This is a genomic window from Providencia sp. M-27 (genome assembly GCF_011077905.1).
Taxonomy (GTDB): domain Bacteria; phylum Pseudomonadota; class Gammaproteobacteria; order Enterobacterales; family Enterobacteriaceae; genus Providencia; species Providencia huaxiensis.
In genome coordinates this window covers 1-17,287 of record NZ_JAALBT010000001.1, presented here as the reverse complement: position 1 = coordinate 17,287, position 17,287 = coordinate 1, and the positions used below count along the sequence as shown (strand labels likewise).

The window sequence follows — 17,287 nt, the reverse complement described above, 5'->3', positions numbered from 1 at the left end:
CGATATGCTGAAATCTTCTTCTCTTTATGCCGCCATCGATTTAGGCTCAAACAGTTTTCATATGCTCGTTGTACGTGAGACTGCTGGCAGCATTCAGGTCATCTCTAGGGTTAAACGCAAAGTTCGTCTTGCAGCAGGGTTAGATAACAACAACCTGCTTTCTGAGCAAGCAATGGAGCGAGGCTGGCAATGCTTGCGCCTGTTTTCGGAACACTTACAAGATATTCCGAATACACAAATTCGTGTTGTCGCAACAGCGACTTTGCGTCTAGCTAAAAATGCCGATATTTTCATCGAAAAAGCCAGCCAAATTTTAGGAAACCCTGTTAAAGTCATTCAAGGGGAAGAAGAAGCTCGTTTGATTTATCAAGGTGTTGCACATACAACTGGCGGGCCAGATCAACGCTTAGTGGTTGATATTGGAGGGGGAAGCACTGAGCTAGTTACGGGTACAGGCGCAAAAGCAGAGCAACTCTACAGCCTTGAAATGGGGTGTGTAACTTGGCTTGAGCGCTACTTTGGCGATAGAAGTTTAACCGAAGAAAACTTCGCAGCGGCTCAAGCCGCTGCCCATAATGTCATCGCCCCTATTGCTGATGCACTAAAGACACATGGGTGGAAGATATGTGTTGGTGCATCCGGTACTGTACAAGCCATTCAGGAAATCATGATTGCCCAAGGCATGGATGAACTGATCACTCTTTCTAAATTACAACAGCTTAAGCGCAAAGCCATTCAATGCCAAAAACTTGAAGAGCTTGAAATTGACGGCTTAACCTTCGAACGCGCTCTGGTTTTTCCAAGCGGCTTGTCTATTTTGATTGCTATCTTTGAAGCATTAAACATTGATAACATGACACTGGCTGGCGGCGCACTTCGTGAAGGTCTTGTCTATGGTATGCTACAGCTTCCTATTGAGCAGGATATTCGCGCTCGTACCGTTCGCAATATTCAACGGCGCTTCCAAGTCGATATCGAACAAGCTGGCCGAGTTCGTCAACTTGCAGAATATTTTTACTTGCAAGTCGCGAAAGATTGGGGCTTAGATACTCGCTGTCGTGATTTACTATCAAGTGCATGCGCCTTACATGAAATCGGCTTGAGTGTTGATTTCCGTAAAGGCCCCGAGCACGCTAGCTACCTCATAACACACCTTGATTTACCTGGCTTCACTCCGGCTCAAAAACGGTTACTTGCTGCATTATTGATAAACCAGCAAGGCCCTGTTGATTTAACGCCATTAAGCCAACAAAATGCGTTACCCATGCAGCATGCATATGATTTATGTCGTTTACTTCGTCTCGCCATTATTTTTGCGAGCCGTAGACGGGATGATACCTTGCCTGCTCTTAGGCTTAATGTGAATGCACAAATATTAACCATTACATTACCCTATCGTTGGTTATCTTCTCACCCTCTACGAGCTGAAAATTTACAGCAAGAAGTCCAATGGCAGGGCTATGTAAATTGGGTTTTAGAGTTGGAAGAACGTAATAGTTCAAATTGATAATATTTTCCACACTAGGCCGACTCTAGTGTGGAAATTCAATTAGTTACCGTTACTCGCTTTTTTTATTTAACCCTAAACGGGCTTTAATATCAGCTAATGCTGATTGCCCTTTCTGCATACGCTCCTGCGCACTAACCACTTTACGCTCCTGCTCCCATTGCAAATCATCTTGAGGTAATTCAAGAAGAAAACGGCTTAATTCAGGGCGGATTAATTCACCATATTGGCGGCGCTCACGGCAATGAGAAAAAAACAGCTCTCTTTGTGCCCGCGTAATTCCCACATAGGCTAAACGGCGTTCTTCATCAATATTGTTTTCATCAATACTACTTTGGTGTGGCAATAGCCCCTCTTCCATACCAACCAAAAAAACATAAGGGAATTCAAGACCTTTAGAGGCATGCAACGTCATGAGTTGAACTTGGTCTGATTCTTCATCATCCTCACCACGCTCCATCATATCGCGCAGCGTAAAGCGGGTAACCACTTGGCTCAATGTCATTGGGTCATTGAGCTCATCACCTTCCACCATTTCACTCATCCATGTGAACAATTGGTTGACGTTTTTCATTCGCATTTCAGCCGCTTTAGTACTGGTCGACGTTTCATATAACCAGCTTTCATAATCCATTTCGCGCAGCAAATCACGCACCGCAATTAAAGGTTCACGTTCCGACGTTCGAACAATACTGTCCATCCAATGAGTGAAACGCTGTAATGCTTCTAATCCTTTGCCTTTTAAGCTTTGTTCAAGCCCTAGATCAAAACTGGCTTGATACAAGCTTTTGCCCCGCTGGTTTGCCCATTCCCCCAATTTTTGGATAGTTTTGGGGCCAATCTCTCGACGTGGAGTATTTACGATACGTAAAAAAGCACTGTCATCTTCAGGGTTCGTCAATACTCGCAAATAAGCTAATAAGTCTTTGATTTCAGGGCGAGAGAAAAACGAAGTCCCCCCCGAAATACGATACGGAATGCGGTTTTGCATCAACATTTTTTCAAAAATACGCGATTGATGGTTACCGCGATACAAAATGGCGTAATCTTTATATTCCGTCTTATTAATAAAGTGGTGTGCAATAAGTTCCCCAATCACTCTTTCGGCTTCGTGATCTTCATTATTTGCGGTAAGAACCCGAAGTGGCGCACCATATCCCAGCTCTGAAAATAGTTTTTTTTCAAATACATGAGGGTTATTGGCAATTAAAATATTCGCAGCCTTTAAAATTCGTTCGGATGAACGGTAATTTTGCTCAAGCTTAATAACATTTAACTTAGGGAAGTCCTGATTCAATAAAACTAAATTTTGCGGCCTTGCTCCACGCCATGAATAGATTGACTGGTCGTCATCACCCACAACCGTAAACCTTGCCCGCTGCCCCACAAGCAATTTAACCAACTGATACTGACTCGTATTGGTATCTTGGTACTCATCCACCAGCAAGTAACGAATTTTTTGCTGCCAGCGCTCGCGAACTTCTTCATTCTGATATAACAACATGGTAGGTTTGCTGATTAAGTCATCAAAATCCAGCACATTGCAACTTTTCAGATGAAGTTCATAGCGACGATAACACTCAGCAAAGTGATGCTCTTTTTCACTCCGTGCTTGGCCTATAACCTGTTGTGGCGAGATAAGATCATTTTTCCAATTTGAGATCGCTGAGATCAATTCCTTGAGTAAGTCTTTATCCTCTTCTAGCAAGTCAAAAGTGAGCTCTTTCAACAATGCCATCTGGTCTTGGTCGTCAAATAGCGAAAAGTTGGCTTTAATACCCAGCGCTTTATATTCACGCTTAATAATTTCCAACCCTAATGTATGGAAGGTGGATATGATCAAACCACGCGCTTCTTTCTTACCCAAGGTTTGTGCCACGCGTTCTTTCATTTCCCGCGCTGCTTTATTGGTGAAAGTCACCGCTGCAATTTGCCTAGGCTGATAACCACATTGGCGAATTAAATGCGCAATTTTATTGGTAATAACACGTGTTTTGCCTGACCCCGCTCCCGCCAATACAAGGCACGGGCCATCGACAAATTCAACTGCCTGCTGTTGGCTTGGGTTTAATCGCATGGCTTCTCTACATCACTCAGTTATTCAAAAAGGAATTCGCTACAGATTGTAGCAGAAACCGAGCCAACTCTTGAGCAACGATCTTCTCTATTTATAAAAAACAAAAAACCACATCATTCATCCGAATAATGTGGTTTTGTTCTTTTTCTTTTATATCATTAATGCATTTTTCTAAACTATTCGCGTTAGAGGAAGGTAACAGAGTGTAGCCAACGCACCTATCACGCGAAGAGTGACGAAAAATTAGCCGACCGCAATCTTCTTCATATCCGTCATATAACCCCGTAAAGTCTTACCGATCTTCTCAATCGGATGATTACGGATAGCTTCGTTGATATCACGTAACTGCGCGTTATCAGTACCATTATCTGCAACTGATTTCGCTAAATCCCCTGCTTGTAATTTCGTCATGAAATCCTTCAGCATTGGTACAACTGCGAATGAAAACAGATAGTTACCATATTCTGCAGTATCAGAGATAACCACGTTCATTTCATATAAACGTTTACGAGCAATAGTGTTCGCAATCAGTGGTAACTCATGCAGTGACTCATAGTAAGCCGATTCTTCTAAGATACCCGCTTCTAACATCGTATCGAACGCTAACTCAACGCCTGCTTTAACCATTGCAACTAACAGAACACCGTGGTCGAAGTACTCTTGTTCCGCAATTTTCCCGTTATATTCAGGGTAATTTTCGAATGCTGTTTTGCCTGTCTCTTCACGCCATGTCAGCAAGTTTTTATCATCATTTGCCCAGTCTGCCATCATTGTTGCAGAAAACTCGCCTGAAATGATGTCATCCATATGTTTGTGGAACAATGGCGCCATGATAGTTTTCAGTTGCTCAGATAACGCATAAGCACGCACTTTCGCAGGGTTAGATAAGCGATCCATCATCAGCGTGATACCGCCTTGTTTCAGCGCTTCAGTGATAGTTTCCCAACCAAACTGAATTAATTTACCTGCGTAGCCTGGCTCAACACCGTCTGCGACCATTTTGTCGTAGCTCAGTAATGCACCCGCTTGCAACATACCACACAGAATCGTTTGCTCACCCATCAGGTCAGACTTAACTTCTGCAACAAATGAGGATTCCAGAACACCTGCACGGTGACCGCCAGTCGCTGCCGCCCACGCTTTAGCAATCGCCATACCCTCACCTTTCGGGTCATTTTCTGGGTGTACTGCAATCAGCGTTGGAACACCAAAACCACGCTTGTATTCTTCACGTACTTCAGTACCTGGACATTTTGGAGCAACCATCACAACAGTAATGTCTTTACGGATTTCTTCGCCAACTTCAACAATGTTGAAGCCATGTGAATAACCCAGTGCTGCGCCTTGTTTCATCATAGGCTGAACAGCACGAACAACGGCTGAATGCTGTTTGTCTGGCGTTAAGTTAACAACCAAATCAGCAGTAGGGATCAATTCTTTATAAGTCCCAACTTTGAAACCATTTTCTGTCGCTTTGCGCCATGAAGCACGTTTCTCTGCAATTGCTTCATCACGTAATGCATAAGCAATATCTAAACCTGAGTCACGCATATTCAGGCCTTGGTTCAGACCTTGTGCTCCACAACCGACGATGACGATTTTTTTACCTTTCAGAAAGCCCGCTTCATCCGCAAATTCTTCGCGCTGCATAAAACGGCACTTACCTAATTGAGCTAACTGCTCACGTAAATTCAATGTGTTAAAATAATTCGCCATTGTCATACTCCATTGTTCTGTTGTGTTCGTTATGTCCGGCAGTCTGCCTGTCGCTCATTTTTGAGCGTTTATGGATTTACTATATGCGATGTTTCGCATTGCTTAAATTGATATATTAACAATACAATGTTGCAATATCTGCAACGTCATTAATTATGTTATTAGAGGGCAAAATGGACATTCGCGATCTCAAGCTTTTTTTGCATTTAGCACAAAGTTGCCACTTCGGGCGCACATCTAAAGCGATGCATGTCAGCCCTTCCACATTGTCTAGACAAATACAACGCCTCGAAGAACAGCTGGGTCACCCACTATTTGTGCGCGATAACCGCTCAGTCAAATTGACCCAAGCAGGGGAGCATCTTAAGCAATTTGCCCAACAAACATTATTGCAATATCAACAACTGCAACATGCTCTCAACCAGCAAAGCCCATCGCTCAGTGGAGAACTGCACCTTTTCTGTTCTGTTACGGCAGCCTATAGTCATTTACCCGAAGTGTTAGATAAATTCCGTGCGCTGCACCCATTAGTTGAAATTAAGCTCACGACAGGGGACGCAGCTGATGCCGTTGAAAAAGTGGAAACTCATGAGGCTGACCTTGGTATCGCAGGCAAACCCGAGCGCTTACCTGATAACGTCCGTTTTGCAAAAATCGGCGAAATCCCTCTCGTTTTGATTGCTCCATCACTACCCTGTGCAGTACGAAGTATGGTAACAGAGGCTGAACCTGATTGGTCTACCGTCCCCTTCATCCTGCCTGAGCATGGCCCATCACGTAAACGTATCGAACTTTGGTTCCGTCGCCATAATATCAATAACCCCGTCATTTATGCGACGGTATCGGGCCATGAGGCTATTGTGTCAATGGTGGCTTTGGGATGTGGCATTGCCTTGATCCCCAGCGTGGTCGTTGATAACAGCCCAGAGCCCGTACGTAGCCGTATTTCACAGCTCGATAATATTTCAATGGTTGAACCTTTTGAACTCGGCGTTTGCCTATTAAGCAAACGCCTGAGTGAACCATTAATTAAAGCGTTCTGGGAGTTACTCCCGGACAACTCAGTCTAAGGTTCTTTGGTTATCTTGTGGCGCTAAGAAAAAACGGAAAGACGGGTTTCCTGTTTCATCATGATATTCATAACCTAGCGCATCAAGATGCCTATCAAAACGTACTTCTGGCCCGGCCAGTTCAAATGCCGCCAGCACTCGTCCATAATCCGTACCATGGCTGCGATAATGAAATAACGTAATATTCCAATGAGTCCCAAGAGTCTCTAAGAATCTCAGTAATGCACCTGGAGACTCTGGAAATTCAAAGCTATACAATCTTTCATCTAATGGCTTTGATGGGCGGCCACCAATCATGTAACGCACATGGAGTTTGGCCATTTCATCATCAGATAAATCATCGACTTCATAGCCGTTACTTTTGAGCTCTTGAATAATCTCCGAGCGCTCGCCATCACGGCCACTTAAACGCACCCCAACAAAAATACAAGCACGGTCAGGATCGGCATCCGTATATCGATAGTTAAACTCCGTAATTGCTCGATGACCTAATAACTGGCAAAAGCGTAAAAAACTCCCTTTTTGCTCAGGAATGGTCACTGCCAGCAAAGCTTCTCGTTGTTCACCAATTTCACAGCGCTCAGAAACATAACGCAGCCCGTGGAAATTCATATTCGCACCGGACAAAATATGTGCTAAACGTTCGCCTTTGATGTTGTGCTGCTGTACATATTTTTTCAATCCGGCCAATGCCAAAGCGCCTGAAGGTTCAGCTATCGCACGAACATCTTCAAAAATATCTTTCAGTGCTGCACAAATGGAATCGCTATCAACAGTAATAACATCATCAACATATTGCTGGCACAACCTGAAGGTTTCGTCTCCGATGCGTTTTACTGCTACACCTTCTGCAAATAAGCCAACACGGGGTAAATCAACAGGGTGTCCCGCCTCTAATGCCGCTTTTAAACAAGCAGCATCTTCCGACTCTACACCAATGATTTTAATTTCAGGCATTAATTGCTTGATAATCACAGCGACGCCCGCAATTAACCCACCGCCACCTACTGGGATAAAAATTCGGTCTAAATGAACATCTTGTTGCAATAGTTCAAGTGCTATCGTGGCTTGCCCTGCAATGACTGAAGGGTGATCAAAAGGTGGAACGAAGGTGTAACCATCCTCTTCTGCCATTGCAATGGCTTTCGCTTTCGCTTCATCAAAATTGGCACCATGTAAAATAGCTTCGCCACCGAAACTACGTACGGCATCCACTTTGATATCCGCTGTCGCAACTGGCATAACGATTTTTGCTTTCACACCCACACGATTTGCCGATAACGCAACGCCTTGAGCGTGATTCCCTGCAGAAGCGGTCACCACACCTTTGCTTTTTTGCTCTTCAGTTAAACTCGCAATCATGGCGTAAGCACCACGGAGCTTAAAGCTATGTACTGGCTGCCTATCTTCGCGCTTGACTAAAATGGTATTGCCCAAGCGTGAAGATATTTTATCCATCTGTTGAAGAGGTGTAACCTGTGCAGCTTCATAAACCGGCGCACTCAGCGCCGCTTTTAAGTAATCTGCTCCGGTTGGGGCAACCGGTAATGGTTTTGCTGCCGCCACAATTAGCCCCCTAATTTCGACTTGTCACGAACAGCACCTTTGTCTGCGCTCGTCGCCAAAGAAGCGTAAGCACGCAGAGCAAAAGAAACCTCACGCTGACGATTACGCGGAGTATAAGCTTTATCACCTCGAGCCAATTCAGCTTCACGACGTTGATTCAATTCGCTTTCACTAACATCCAGCACAATCGTTCTTTTTGGAATATCAATATCAATAATATCGCCATCTTGAACTAATGCTAATAAGCCACCACTCGCGGCTTCTGGCGAAATATGGCCGATAGAAAGCCCAGAGCTACCACCTGAAAAGCGGCCATCCGTTATCAATGCACAGCTTTTGCCTAACCCCATTGATTTCAGATATGAGGTTGGATACAGCATTTCTTGCATGCCAGGGCCACCTTTAGGCCCTTCATAACGAATAACAACCACATCACCTTCAACAACTTTTCCACCGAGGATCGACTCAACGGCATCATCTTGGCTTTCAAACACTTTGGCTGGGCCACGGAATGTTAAGCTACCTTCATCAACCCCTGCTGTTTTAACAATACAGCCATCCTCTGCAATATTTCCAGACAGGACAGCAAGGCCCCCATCCAAACTATACGCATGCTCAATACTACGGATACACCCATTTTCACGGTCAGTATCCAATGACGGCCAACGGCAATTCTGTGAAAAAGCTTTTGTCGTGCGGATCCCGGCAGGGCCTGCGGAAAACATCGATTTGACAGACTCGTCCTTTGTTAACATCACATCATATTGCGCTAGTGTTTCTTGGAAGCTAAGGCCTAAAATATTAGTCACATTTTCTTGCAGCAAACCTGCACGGCTCAGCTCACCTAAAATACCGATAACACCACCAGCACGGTGAACATCTTCCATATGGTATTTTTGCGTACTCGGTGCAACCTTACAGAGGTGTGGAACTTTACGTGATAAGCGGTCGATATCATCCATGGTGAAATCGATCTCTGCTTCCTGAGCGGCTGCCAGTAAGTGCAGGACGGTGTTAGTTGAACCACCCATGGCAATATCCAACGTCATCGCATTTTCAAATGCAGATTTATTGGCGATATTGCGTGGTAACGCACTTTCATCATCTTGTTCGTAATAGCGTTTGGTTAATTCAACAATGCGCTTACCTGCATTGATAAATAACGTTTCGCGATCTGCGTGAGTCGCCAACAATGAGCCATTTCCTGGCTGAGATAACCCAAGCGCCTCAGTTAAACAGTTCATTGAGTTTGCAGTAAACATTCCTGAGCAAGAACCACACGTTGGGCATGCTGAACGTTCTATTTGCTCGCTATCTGCATCGCTCACATTTGGGTTCGCTCCTTGGATCATGGCATCAACCAAATCGAGCTTGATAATTTGGTCTGAAAGCTTGGTTTTACCCGCTTCCATCGGGCCACCCGAAACAAAAATAACTGGAATATTGAGGCGCAATGACGCCATCAACATGCCTGGGGTGATCTTATCGCAGTTTGAAATACATACCATGGCATCCGCACAGTGTGCATTCACCATATATTCAACCGAGTCTGCAATTAATTCACGAGAAGGTAAGGAATACAGCATTCCGCCATGTCCCATGGCAATCCCATCGTCAACTGCGATTGTATTAAACTCTTTCGCAACACCACCTGCATTTTCAATTTGCTCTGCAACTAATTTGCCTAAATCACGTAGATGTACGTGACCAGGAACAAACTGTGTGAATGAGTTAACAACAGCAATAATGGGCTTTCCAAAATCAGCATCGGTCATGCCTGTTGCACGCCATAATGCACGAGCCCCAGCCATATTACGACCATGAGTTGTTGTTGCTGAACGGTACTTAGGCATATCTTTAACTCCCGTGTTTAAAACAGGCGGGGAACGTCCGCCTGTAACATCTATTTCAATTTAATTATTAAGGGTTTACTGGATCTAACCAGCCCCATTTATCTTCTGTTGTGCCATCAAATAAGCCAAAGAATGCTTGCTGAATTTGCTTGGTTACTGGGCCACAACGACCAATGCCGACTTGGATACCATCAACGCTATGTACTGGCGTAATTTCGGCAGCTGTGCCTGTCATAAAGACTTCATCAGCAAGATAGAGAGATTCGCGTGATAGTGTTTGCTCACGAACTTCAATACCCATATCTTTTGCTAAGGTTAAAATTGCATCGCGTGTAATACCCGGTAATGCAGATGATGTGAAAGGAGGCGTATACAGGATGCCATCTTTCACCTCAAAAATATTTTCCCCTGCGCCTTCTGAAAGATACCCATGAACATCTAGTGCAATCCCTTCTTGGTAACCATGGCGACGCGCTTCACTACCAACCAGTAATGAAGACAGGTAGTTACCACCTGCTTTTGCCCCTGTAGGAATGGTGTTTGGTGCAACACGATTCCAAGAAGACACCATCGCATCAATGCCTTGGTCTAACGCTTCTTCACCTAAATAAGCACCCCATGGGAACGCAGCTAAAATCACATCGGTGTTATAACCGTCTGGTGGGTTAACACCCATACCAACATCACCAATAAATACCAATGGGCGAATATATGCACTGACTAAGTTATTTTTACGCAGAGTTGCACGACATGCTTCCATTAACTCTTCCACACTATAGCTGACAGGCATACGGTAAATTTTCGCTGAATCATGCAAACGTTGCATATGCTCACGATGGCGGAAGACCACGGGACCTTTGTGTGAGTCATAACAACGGACGCCTTCAAACACTGATGTACCATAGTGCAGAGCATGAGACATAACATGAACCTTTGCATCAGCCCATGGCGTCATTTCACCGTTAAACCAAATAAAGTCAGCTTTCTTAGTCATTTGTATATTCCTTACATTGCACTTTGTGTGCGTAATAGTCGTGATTCTTGTTGTCGTACTTCAACTTCTGTAATGTCTGAAAGCTTGGTTAACTGTGCACAAAGCTGGGTTAATGGCCTTTGACTACTTACAGTAAGTTCAATATTAACATTGTCGCCGTCTGTCGATTGCCCCATATTCATGGCATTAATACGAAATCCACGATGGCGAGTGACCCTTAATATACGCTCTAAAACCTCAGGACGGAAACGGGCCAATATCGAGATTTGATGTTGCATCATAATGGTTTCTCCATCATTTTTTCATTACTAGCCCCAGGTGGAACCAACGGCCAGACATTTTCTAATTCATTAATTGATACCTGTAATAAATAGGCACCTTCACTATTAAGTAATTCATCTAATGCAGCGTTAACTTCCGACTTGTCTGTGATCCGTTGGCCTTTGATACCAAACGCACTGGCTAATGCCACAAAATCAGGGTTATCTGTTAAAATTGTTTCGCTATAGCGCTGTTCAAAAAACAGTTCTTGCCACTGACGGACCATGCCTAATCGTTGGTTATCGATCAAAAGGATTTTTACAGGAAGTTGCTTACGTTTGATGGTTCCCAGCTCTTGGACATTCATCATAAATGAGCCATCCCCAGAGACACAGACAACGGTATCTTCAGGCCTAGCAACCTGTGCACCAATTGCCGCAGGGATACCAAACCCCATGGTTCCAAGCCCGCTTGAAGTTAAGAAGTTTTCAGGCGCATCAACGGTGATATGTTGCGCTGACCACATTTGGTGTTGCCCTACATCAGTGGTAACAACCGTATTTGGCTTCATTTTATCCGACAGCTGTTTCAGTAATAATGGCGCATAAATAGGCTCACCAGGATGGTCATAACGCCAACCGAATTCTTTTTTAAGTTGCTGAACTTCCTGCTGCCAAAGCGCAATTGATTTTTTAAGCATTAATTCAGGCAGTAATACCTTTGCATCACCATGCAGCGCAACATGAGTTTGACGCAATTTATCCAGTTCTACGTGATCTATATCGATATGAATCACTTTGGCGTTCGGTGCAAAAGTATTTAACTTACCTGTTACCCTATCATCAAAACGAGCACCAACAGCGATGAGTAGGTCACAACGTTGTACTGAGATATTGGCTGCCTTAGTGCCATGCATCCCTAACATACCTAAATAGTTTTCATCTAAAGGACTCACAGCACCAAGACCTTTTAATGTTGCAACTGAAGGAATGCCTGTAAACTCAATAAATTCACGCAATTCTGTAACCGCACCAGACATTCCAACACCACCGCCAACATACAACATAGGCTTTTCTGATTGTTCTAATAACATTCTAGCTTGTTGAATTTCAGATAAAGGCGAGGTAACTTCCTGCTCTACTGGCATTAAAAACGGAGACAGCTCAGCTTGTTGTAGCTGAATATCTTTCGGAATATCAATCAGTACAGGGCCAGGACGCCCACTATTTGCGATTGCGAAAGCCTCAGCAAGAATGCGAGGTAAATCTTCGATATCTTCAACTAAAAAGCTATGTTTAGTACAAGCTAAAGACAACCCTAAGACATCGATTTCCTGAAAGGCATCGGTTCCGATAAACTCAGAGGCGACTTGCCCGGTAATCGCGACAACAGGGACGGAGTCTAATAATGCGTCAGCTAATCCCGTGATAACATTTGTTGCACCAGGGCCAGATGTTGCGATACATACCCCTGTTTTTCCTGTTGAACGTGCATAGCCAATCGCAGCGATTACAGCACCTTGCTCATGTCGACACAACAAATGCTCAACTCCACCATCATACAATGCATCATAAACTGGCATTATTGCGCCACCAGGATAACCAAATACGGTATCAACCCCCTGTGCTCGCAATGCTTGAACTAACCATTGTGCTCCGTTCATGCTTTATCTCCTGTCCATCTACTTTATCTATTTGTATTTGTTATGTTTTATTTTGTGTGTTTGCATTAATCAACATTTATGTCAAAAAAAACCCCGCGCCTTTCGGTGCGGGGTTCTCGTAAGATCTGGCTGTTATTTTAGCCTTCGTCGTCCAAGTGCAGCCCCGCACGGTGGGATAATAATCACCACCACGCTAATAATAATTAGGCTAACTGCTTGGATAAATGCGTTCATGTATTTTACTTTTTCAATATTCTTAATTATCTATTATTTAGAGTTATCATTTTAAAATTGTTTTGACAACTTTTATTTAATTTATTTATTTTCAAAACATTAAATCACTTCAAAATCACATACCTATGAGATAATTAGCATTATAAACTACTTAAACACCCATTCATCAGTAATATTCAACAAAATACCCAGCATGATCAGCTATATCATCCATAACAATCATCTAGCGCCATTAAAACTCACACAGAGAAATTAATTATTTTTTCTTACTGATTTCCAAGCTCAGAATAGTCTCCATGCTTTATAACATCCTCACAACCCCAATTATAACAAGACTTCGAAGCTGCTCGCAGTAAATTGAAACAGTCCAGTAACTAAGTAATTAAATTGTCGAGCAGCTTCGCAAACATATTATCTACCCAAGATAAGTAAACTTACTTTCAGCAGAATATTACTCTGTAAATGATATTGGAGGGCTTATGACATTAGCGATTGTTTACACTAGAGCATCAATTGGGTTAGAAGCACCTCTTGTTACTGTTGAAGCACATATTAGTAATGGGCTTCCAGGTTTAACACTTGTTGGGCTACCAGAAACAGCAGTAAAAGAAGCAAGAGATAGAGTTCGAAGCGCTCTACTAAACAGTGGATTTGAATATCCAGCTAAAAAAATGACGGTTAATTTAGCGCCAGCCGATTTACCAAAAGAAAGCGGTCGGTATGACCTCGCAATTGCGATAGCCATACTCGCATCATCAGGCCAACTCCCCCACGAGCCATTAAGACAGTATGAATTTTTAGGCGAACTCGCTTTGTCTGGCGATGTTCGTTATGTCAATAGCGCTATTCCTGCAGCTCAATCAGCATTAAAACAACAGCGTTCTTTGATACTATCCATGGAGAATCAACACCAATTAGGTTTGCTCCCAAATAATAGCGTTTATTTCGCGACATCCTTATTAGAGCTTTGTCATTTTTTACATAACAAACATACATTACTTTGTAATCAACAAATTCATCAACCGCCTATCTCAATCAAGCAAGAGAGTGATATTAACGATATTATCGGCCAAGAACATGGGAAACGGGCATTAGAAATTTGTGCTGCTGGTGGGCATAATTTACTCTTACTGGGTCCTCCGGGAACAGGAAAAACGATGTTAGCAAGCCGGCTAATGACTTTACTTCCCCCTTTAACCCCTCAGGAAGCATTAGAAGTGGCTTCATTGCATAGTTTGAGTGAAAACACAAAAGAAGATATGAACTGGCCAATAAGGCCTTTTAGAGCGCCTCATCATAGCGCATCAATTGCGGCTTTAATTGGGGGAGGCTCGCTTCCCAAACCTGGCGAAATTTCACTTGCACATCATGGTGTGTTATTTTTAGATGAATTACCAGAATTTAGCCGTTCAGTACTTGATTCTTTACGAGAACCATTAGAATCTAGAAAAATTAGCATTTCTCGAGCAAAAGCAAAAGTTTGCTATCCTGCAAGCTTCCAGCTGATCGCAGCCTTAAATCCTAGTCCAACAGGGCACTACCAAGGAGAAATGAGCCGTTCAGTCCCTTCTCGTATCCTACGTTACCTTTCACGCATATCAGGGCCTTTTATTGATCGATTTGACCTCTCAATAGAAATTCCATTGTTGCCTCTCGGCTCATTGAGTAATCAAACAAATCAAGGTGAAACAAGTGAACACGTTAGACAAAGAGTCATCGAAGCTAGAAATAGACAACTTAGGCGAGCTGGAAAAATTAATAGTTTACTAACGCCAAGAGAAACCACACAATTTTGCCTACTAACAACAAAAGATGCGTTATTCTTAGAACATGCATTAAATAAGTTAGGTCTTTCCATCCGAGCCTGGCATAGAATTTTAAGGGTTGCTAGAACAATAGCCGACCTTAATGCCGCAGAAACTATTGAGCGTTCCGATTTATTAGAAGCGCTGGGGTATCGAGCGATGGATAAGTTATTGCTTCATTTGCAAAAACAAGTAAGCTGAGAAGGGTGGACAGACAAGTACTTATTATCTCGTAAAAATAAAGGGACCGGAGTCCCTCTTATCATACGATGACGATATTAATCATCTGTATCAGTGTAGTCTTCCGATGGGTCTATCTGCGGTTTACCGCCAGATAAAGTATGGAAGCGTTTAGGGCGGTTAATACGGCTAGAATATTTTACCCAAACTTTTTCTTCTGGGGTAGCTGGTTCACGTTCACCACGGCATACAGCGACGAAAAGTTTTTCTTCTTCTGTCTGCGGTGCTCGTTTACCTGCATCAAGCTCATTAAAAGCTTGGCCGAGACGTTCTAGCAACTGAGCTTCTTTGATGGTGAAATCACCATGACGAGAAAAGCCACGTGGGTAATGTTTATTATCAAAAAAACGATTAGTCGTGATGAAGCTATCTGCCATCTGACACACTCCTAACTTATTACAGTCAAACTCTATATGGCGCGGAGTATTAGACAGCATTGACAATCTGTAAAACAAAACATTTAAATCATCACGACAAAAATAATTGGAGATGCGCGTGGACAGCGAGTTATTGAGAACTTTTTTAGAGGTTAGTAAAACTAGGCACTTTGGTAGAGCCGCAGAATCACTCTATTTAACGCAATCAGCGGTTAGCTTCCGTATTAGGCAATTAGAAACACAACTAGGTACAAGCCTATTTACGAGACATAGAAATAATATCCGGTTAACCGCTGCCGGTGAAAGGCTTGTTCCATATGCTGAATCACTAATGAATACCTGGTTGCAAGCTAAAAAAGAGATATCTCATGCCTCACAACACACAGAACTTTCTATTGGTGCAACCGCTTCACTTTGGGAAGGCTATCTAACTGACTGGGCAGAAGAACTTTATAATCAACATGATGAACTACGACTCGAAGCTAGAGTTTCAACGCGTCAGTCCCTCGTTAAGCAATTACATTCTAGAGAATTAGATTTATTAATTGCAACTGAGCCACCCAAAATGGATGAGTTTGAAAGCACAATCATCGGTACTATTGACTTACAACTTATGGCTTCCCAAAAAAATATTGCACTCACAAAATATAATTTTATAAAGCTTGAATGGGGGGCTGATTTTCATCCAAAAAATGAACCAGCACTAACTCAAGATGATACACCCGTAATGATCACTACCTCAGCCCATATTACCCGTCAATTACTTCCTGTATCGCTTTCAGCGGCATTTTTGCCTGCACATTGGGCATATCAATACCCAGGCTTAAAAACGCTCTCAGAAACCTCAATAAGCAAACCCTTGTATGCTGTCTGGCTCCAAAAAAATGATCAACAAGCTCTTATCAATCAATTGATTAAGACGCCAATAAAAAATGCGCCTTTAAGTGAATAATCATAGCCACCCTCATAACGGGTGGTTTGGCATATCTTTATACTTGTGAAAGTCTCATAACCCTCACCTATAATTGAACGAATATTATTAAAAGCTAATTTTTGTCTGAATTTTAGCAAAAGGCGAGATAATATTTACATAGCCACTTTGTATGCTCTGAGCTTTATTCTTTAATTCCTATAAACATCTTTTCATACTTAGCTTACGAATATTAACCTAAGCATCAACCTCTGACATGAAGGTCCTATTATTGAATTAATAGTCTGATTTATAAATAGAATTTAATAACCTCATGTTTAATGACGCTAACGCAACTTAATATAATAAAAAAAATGAATAAGTAAATTATATGCCGCTATTAAATAGTCTTAACTAATATTTTCTTTTATATCTCAATAAGTATATCAATCACGAAAAACTCATCGGCATTTATTTTTATAAAACAATAATACAACAATATATTACTTCTTTAGCAAAGTGATTTTTTGAAATTAGTGAAAGTTAATATAGTATGTGGGGGAAAAAAGTGAATTAAAGATTAACTGAAGGGGGTTAAGAAAATAACTCTATATTTACAATTGTACGGATAAAGAAAAACCCGATTAAGCTAATCGGGTTATCAATAGATACTTCTTTTATTATTACTTAATTGGTAACTGGCAGGGGCGGAGAGACTCGAACTCCCAACACCCGGTTTTGGAGACCGGTGCTCTACCAATTGAACTACGCCCCTAAATTAAGTGGCGGAACGGACGGGACTCGAACCCGCGACCCCCTGCGTGACAGGCAGGTATTCTAACCAACTGAACTACCGCTCCACTTATTCTTTTTGCCTCTCGGCTGTTTACTGCTAATTGAGCAATAAACCTTTAATTAATGTCTGGCAGTTCCCTACTCTCACATGGGGAGACCCCACACTACCATCGGCGCTACGGCGTTTCACTGCTGAGTTCGGCATGGGGTCAGGTGGGA

At 42.7% G+C, this 17,287-nt stretch carries 13 protein-coding genes, 2 tRNA genes and 1 rRNA gene; 4 read left to right on the top strand and 12 right to left on the bottom strand.

Going from position 1 to position 17,287, the window contains the following annotated elements; translation table 11 throughout:
- Positions 1-4: 4 nt before the first annotated feature.
- Positions 5-1,507, top strand: a complete 1,503-nt coding sequence (gene gppA, locus G6Q48_RS00080) for a guanosine-5'-triphosphate,3'-diphosphate diphosphatase (RefSeq protein WP_166263929.1) — start codon at positions 5-7, stop codon at positions 1,505-1,507.
- Between the two features lie 52 nt (positions 1,508-1,559).
- Here gppA and rep read toward each other — a convergent pair whose 3' ends face one another.
- Both rep and ilvC read right to left on the bottom strand, forming a co-directional pair.
- On the bottom strand, positions 1,560-3,584 hold the full coding sequence (gene rep, locus G6Q48_RS00075) for a DNA helicase Rep (protein ID WP_166263927.1): 2,025 nt from the start codon (positions 3,582-3,584) through the stop codon (positions 1,560-1,562).
- 243 nt (positions 3,585-3,827) lie between these two features.
- The gene (ilvC, locus tag G6Q48_RS00070) at positions 3,828-5,300 is read right to left on the bottom strand and encodes a ketol-acid reductoisomerase (protein ID WP_166263925.1); all 1,473 of its coding nucleotides are present in this window, start codon (positions 5,298-5,300) and stop codon (positions 3,828-3,830) included.
- Between the two features lie 173 nt (positions 5,301-5,473).
- Between ilvC and ilvY the strand changes: the two genes are divergently transcribed.
- Positions 5,474-6,370, top strand: a complete 897-nt coding sequence (ilvY, locus tag G6Q48_RS00065) for an HTH-type transcriptional activator IlvY (RefSeq protein WP_102139860.1) — start codon at positions 5,474-5,476, stop codon at positions 6,368-6,370.
- On the opposite strand, the gene ilvA is transcribed toward ilvY, so the two are convergent.
- The 6 genes from ilvA to ilvL form a co-directional block, all read right to left on the bottom strand.
- Positions 6,362-7,936 carry a threonine ammonia-lyase, biosynthetic gene (gene ilvA / locus G6Q48_RS00060; RefSeq protein WP_102139859.1) on the bottom strand — a complete coding sequence of 525 codons (1,575 nt, stop codon included), beginning with the start codon at positions 7,934-7,936 and terminating at the stop codon, positions 6,362-6,364. The two genes, ilvY and ilvA, sit on opposite strands and share 9 nt — an antisense overlap.
- A gap of 2 nt (positions 7,937-7,938) precedes the next feature.
- Positions 7,939-9,789, bottom strand: coding sequence for a dihydroxy-acid dehydratase (gene ilvD, locus G6Q48_RS00055; protein ID WP_166263923.1), 1,851 nt, complete (start codon positions 9,787-9,789; stop codon positions 7,939-7,941).
- Positions 9,790-9,856: 67 nt separating this feature from the next.
- Entirely contained in the window at positions 9,857-10,783 is a 927-nt protein-coding gene (locus tag G6Q48_RS00050) for a branched-chain amino acid transaminase (protein ID WP_166263921.1), read from the bottom strand.
- Between the two features lie 11 nt (positions 10,784-10,794).
- Complete coding sequence (gene ilvM / locus G6Q48_RS00045; protein ID WP_102139856.1) at positions 10,795-11,064, bottom strand: acetolactate synthase 2 small subunit; 270 nt, start codon at positions 11,062-11,064, stop codon at positions 10,795-10,797.
- Positions 11,061-12,707, bottom strand: a complete 1,647-nt coding sequence (gene ilvG, locus G6Q48_RS00040) for an acetolactate synthase 2 catalytic subunit (protein ID WP_166263919.1) — start codon at positions 12,705-12,707, stop codon at positions 11,061-11,063. The genes ilvM and ilvG overlap by 4 nt, the downstream gene beginning before the upstream one ends.
- A gap of 132 nt (positions 12,708-12,839) precedes the next feature.
- A complete protein-coding gene (ilvL, locus tag G6Q48_RS00035; protein WP_071524553.1) occupies positions 12,840-12,941 on the bottom strand; it encodes an ilv operon leader peptide in 102 nt (33 codons plus the stop codon).
- A 479-nt stretch (positions 12,942-13,420) separates the two neighbouring features.
- Between ilvL and G6Q48_RS00030 the strand changes: the two genes are divergently transcribed.
- Positions 13,421-14,947, top strand: a complete 1,527-nt coding sequence (locus G6Q48_RS00030; RefSeq protein WP_102139854.1) for a YifB family Mg chelatase-like AAA ATPase — start codon at positions 13,421-13,423, stop codon at positions 14,945-14,947.
- A 77-nt stretch (positions 14,948-15,024) separates the two neighbouring features.
- Here G6Q48_RS00030 and G6Q48_RS00025 read toward each other — a convergent pair whose 3' ends face one another.
- Entirely contained in the window at positions 15,025-15,363 is a 339-nt protein-coding gene (locus G6Q48_RS00025; RefSeq protein ID WP_102139853.1) for a DUF413 domain-containing protein, read from the bottom strand.
- 112 nt (positions 15,364-15,475) lie between these two features.
- Here G6Q48_RS00025 and hdfR point away from each other — a divergent pair, with 112 nt between their 5' ends.
- Positions 15,476-16,315, top strand: coding sequence for an HTH-type transcriptional regulator HdfR (gene hdfR, locus G6Q48_RS00020; RefSeq protein ID WP_166263917.1), 840 nt, complete (start codon positions 15,476-15,478; stop codon positions 16,313-16,315).
- Between the two features lie 657 nt (positions 16,316-16,972).
- Here hdfR and G6Q48_RS00015 read toward each other — a convergent pair.
- From G6Q48_RS00015 to rrf, 3 genes are all read right to left on the bottom strand, one after another.
- A tRNA-Trp gene (locus tag G6Q48_RS00015) sits at positions 16,973-17,048 on the bottom strand.
- A gap of 8 nt (positions 17,049-17,056) precedes the next feature.
- Positions 17,057-17,133, bottom strand: a tRNA-Asp gene (locus G6Q48_RS00010).
- A 60-nt stretch (positions 17,134-17,193) separates the two neighbouring features.
- Positions 17,194-17,287 (bottom strand): 5S ribosomal RNA (rrf, locus tag G6Q48_RS00005); the annotation flags it as partial.

Coding starts and splice junctions, on each gene's coding strand:
- gppA (WP_166263929.1), top strand. CDS start 5: ATGCTGAAATCTTCTTCTCTTTATGCCGCCATCGATTTAGGCTCAAAC.
- rep (WP_166263927.1), bottom strand. CDS start 3,584: ATGCGATTAAACCCAAGCCAACAGCAGGCAGTTGAATTTGTCGATGGC.
- ilvC (WP_166263925.1), bottom strand. CDS start 5,300: ATGGCGAATTATTTTAACACATTGAATTTACGTGAGCAGTTAGCTCAA.
- ilvY (WP_102139860.1), top strand. CDS start 5,474: ATGGACATTCGCGATCTCAAGCTTTTTTTGCATTTAGCACAAAGTTGC.
- ilvD (WP_166263923.1), bottom strand. CDS start 9,789: ATGCCTAAGTACCGTTCAGCAACAACAACTCATGGTCGTAATATGGCT.
- G6Q48_RS00050 (WP_166263921.1), bottom strand. CDS start 10,783: ATGACTAAGAAAGCTGACTTTATTTGGTTTAACGGTGAAATGACGCCA.
- ilvM (WP_102139856.1), bottom strand. CDS start 11,064: ATGATGCAACATCAAATCTCGATATTGGCCCGTTTCCGTCCTGAGGTT.
- ilvG (WP_166263919.1), bottom strand. CDS start 12,707: ATGAACGGAGCACAATGGTTAGTTCAAGCATTGCGAGCACAGGGGGTT.
- ilvL (WP_071524553.1), bottom strand. CDS start 12,941: ATGAACGCATTTATCCAAGCAGTTAGCCTAATTATTATTAGCGTGGTG.
- G6Q48_RS00030 (WP_102139854.1), top strand. CDS start 13,421: ATGACATTAGCGATTGTTTACACTAGAGCATCAATTGGGTTAGAAGCA.
- G6Q48_RS00025 (WP_102139853.1), bottom strand. CDS start 15,363: ATGGCAGATAGCTTCATCACGACTAATCGTTTTTTTGATAATAAACAT.
- hdfR (WP_166263917.1), top strand. CDS start 15,476: ATGCGCGTGGACAGCGAGTTATTGAGAACTTTTTTAGAGGTTAGTAAA.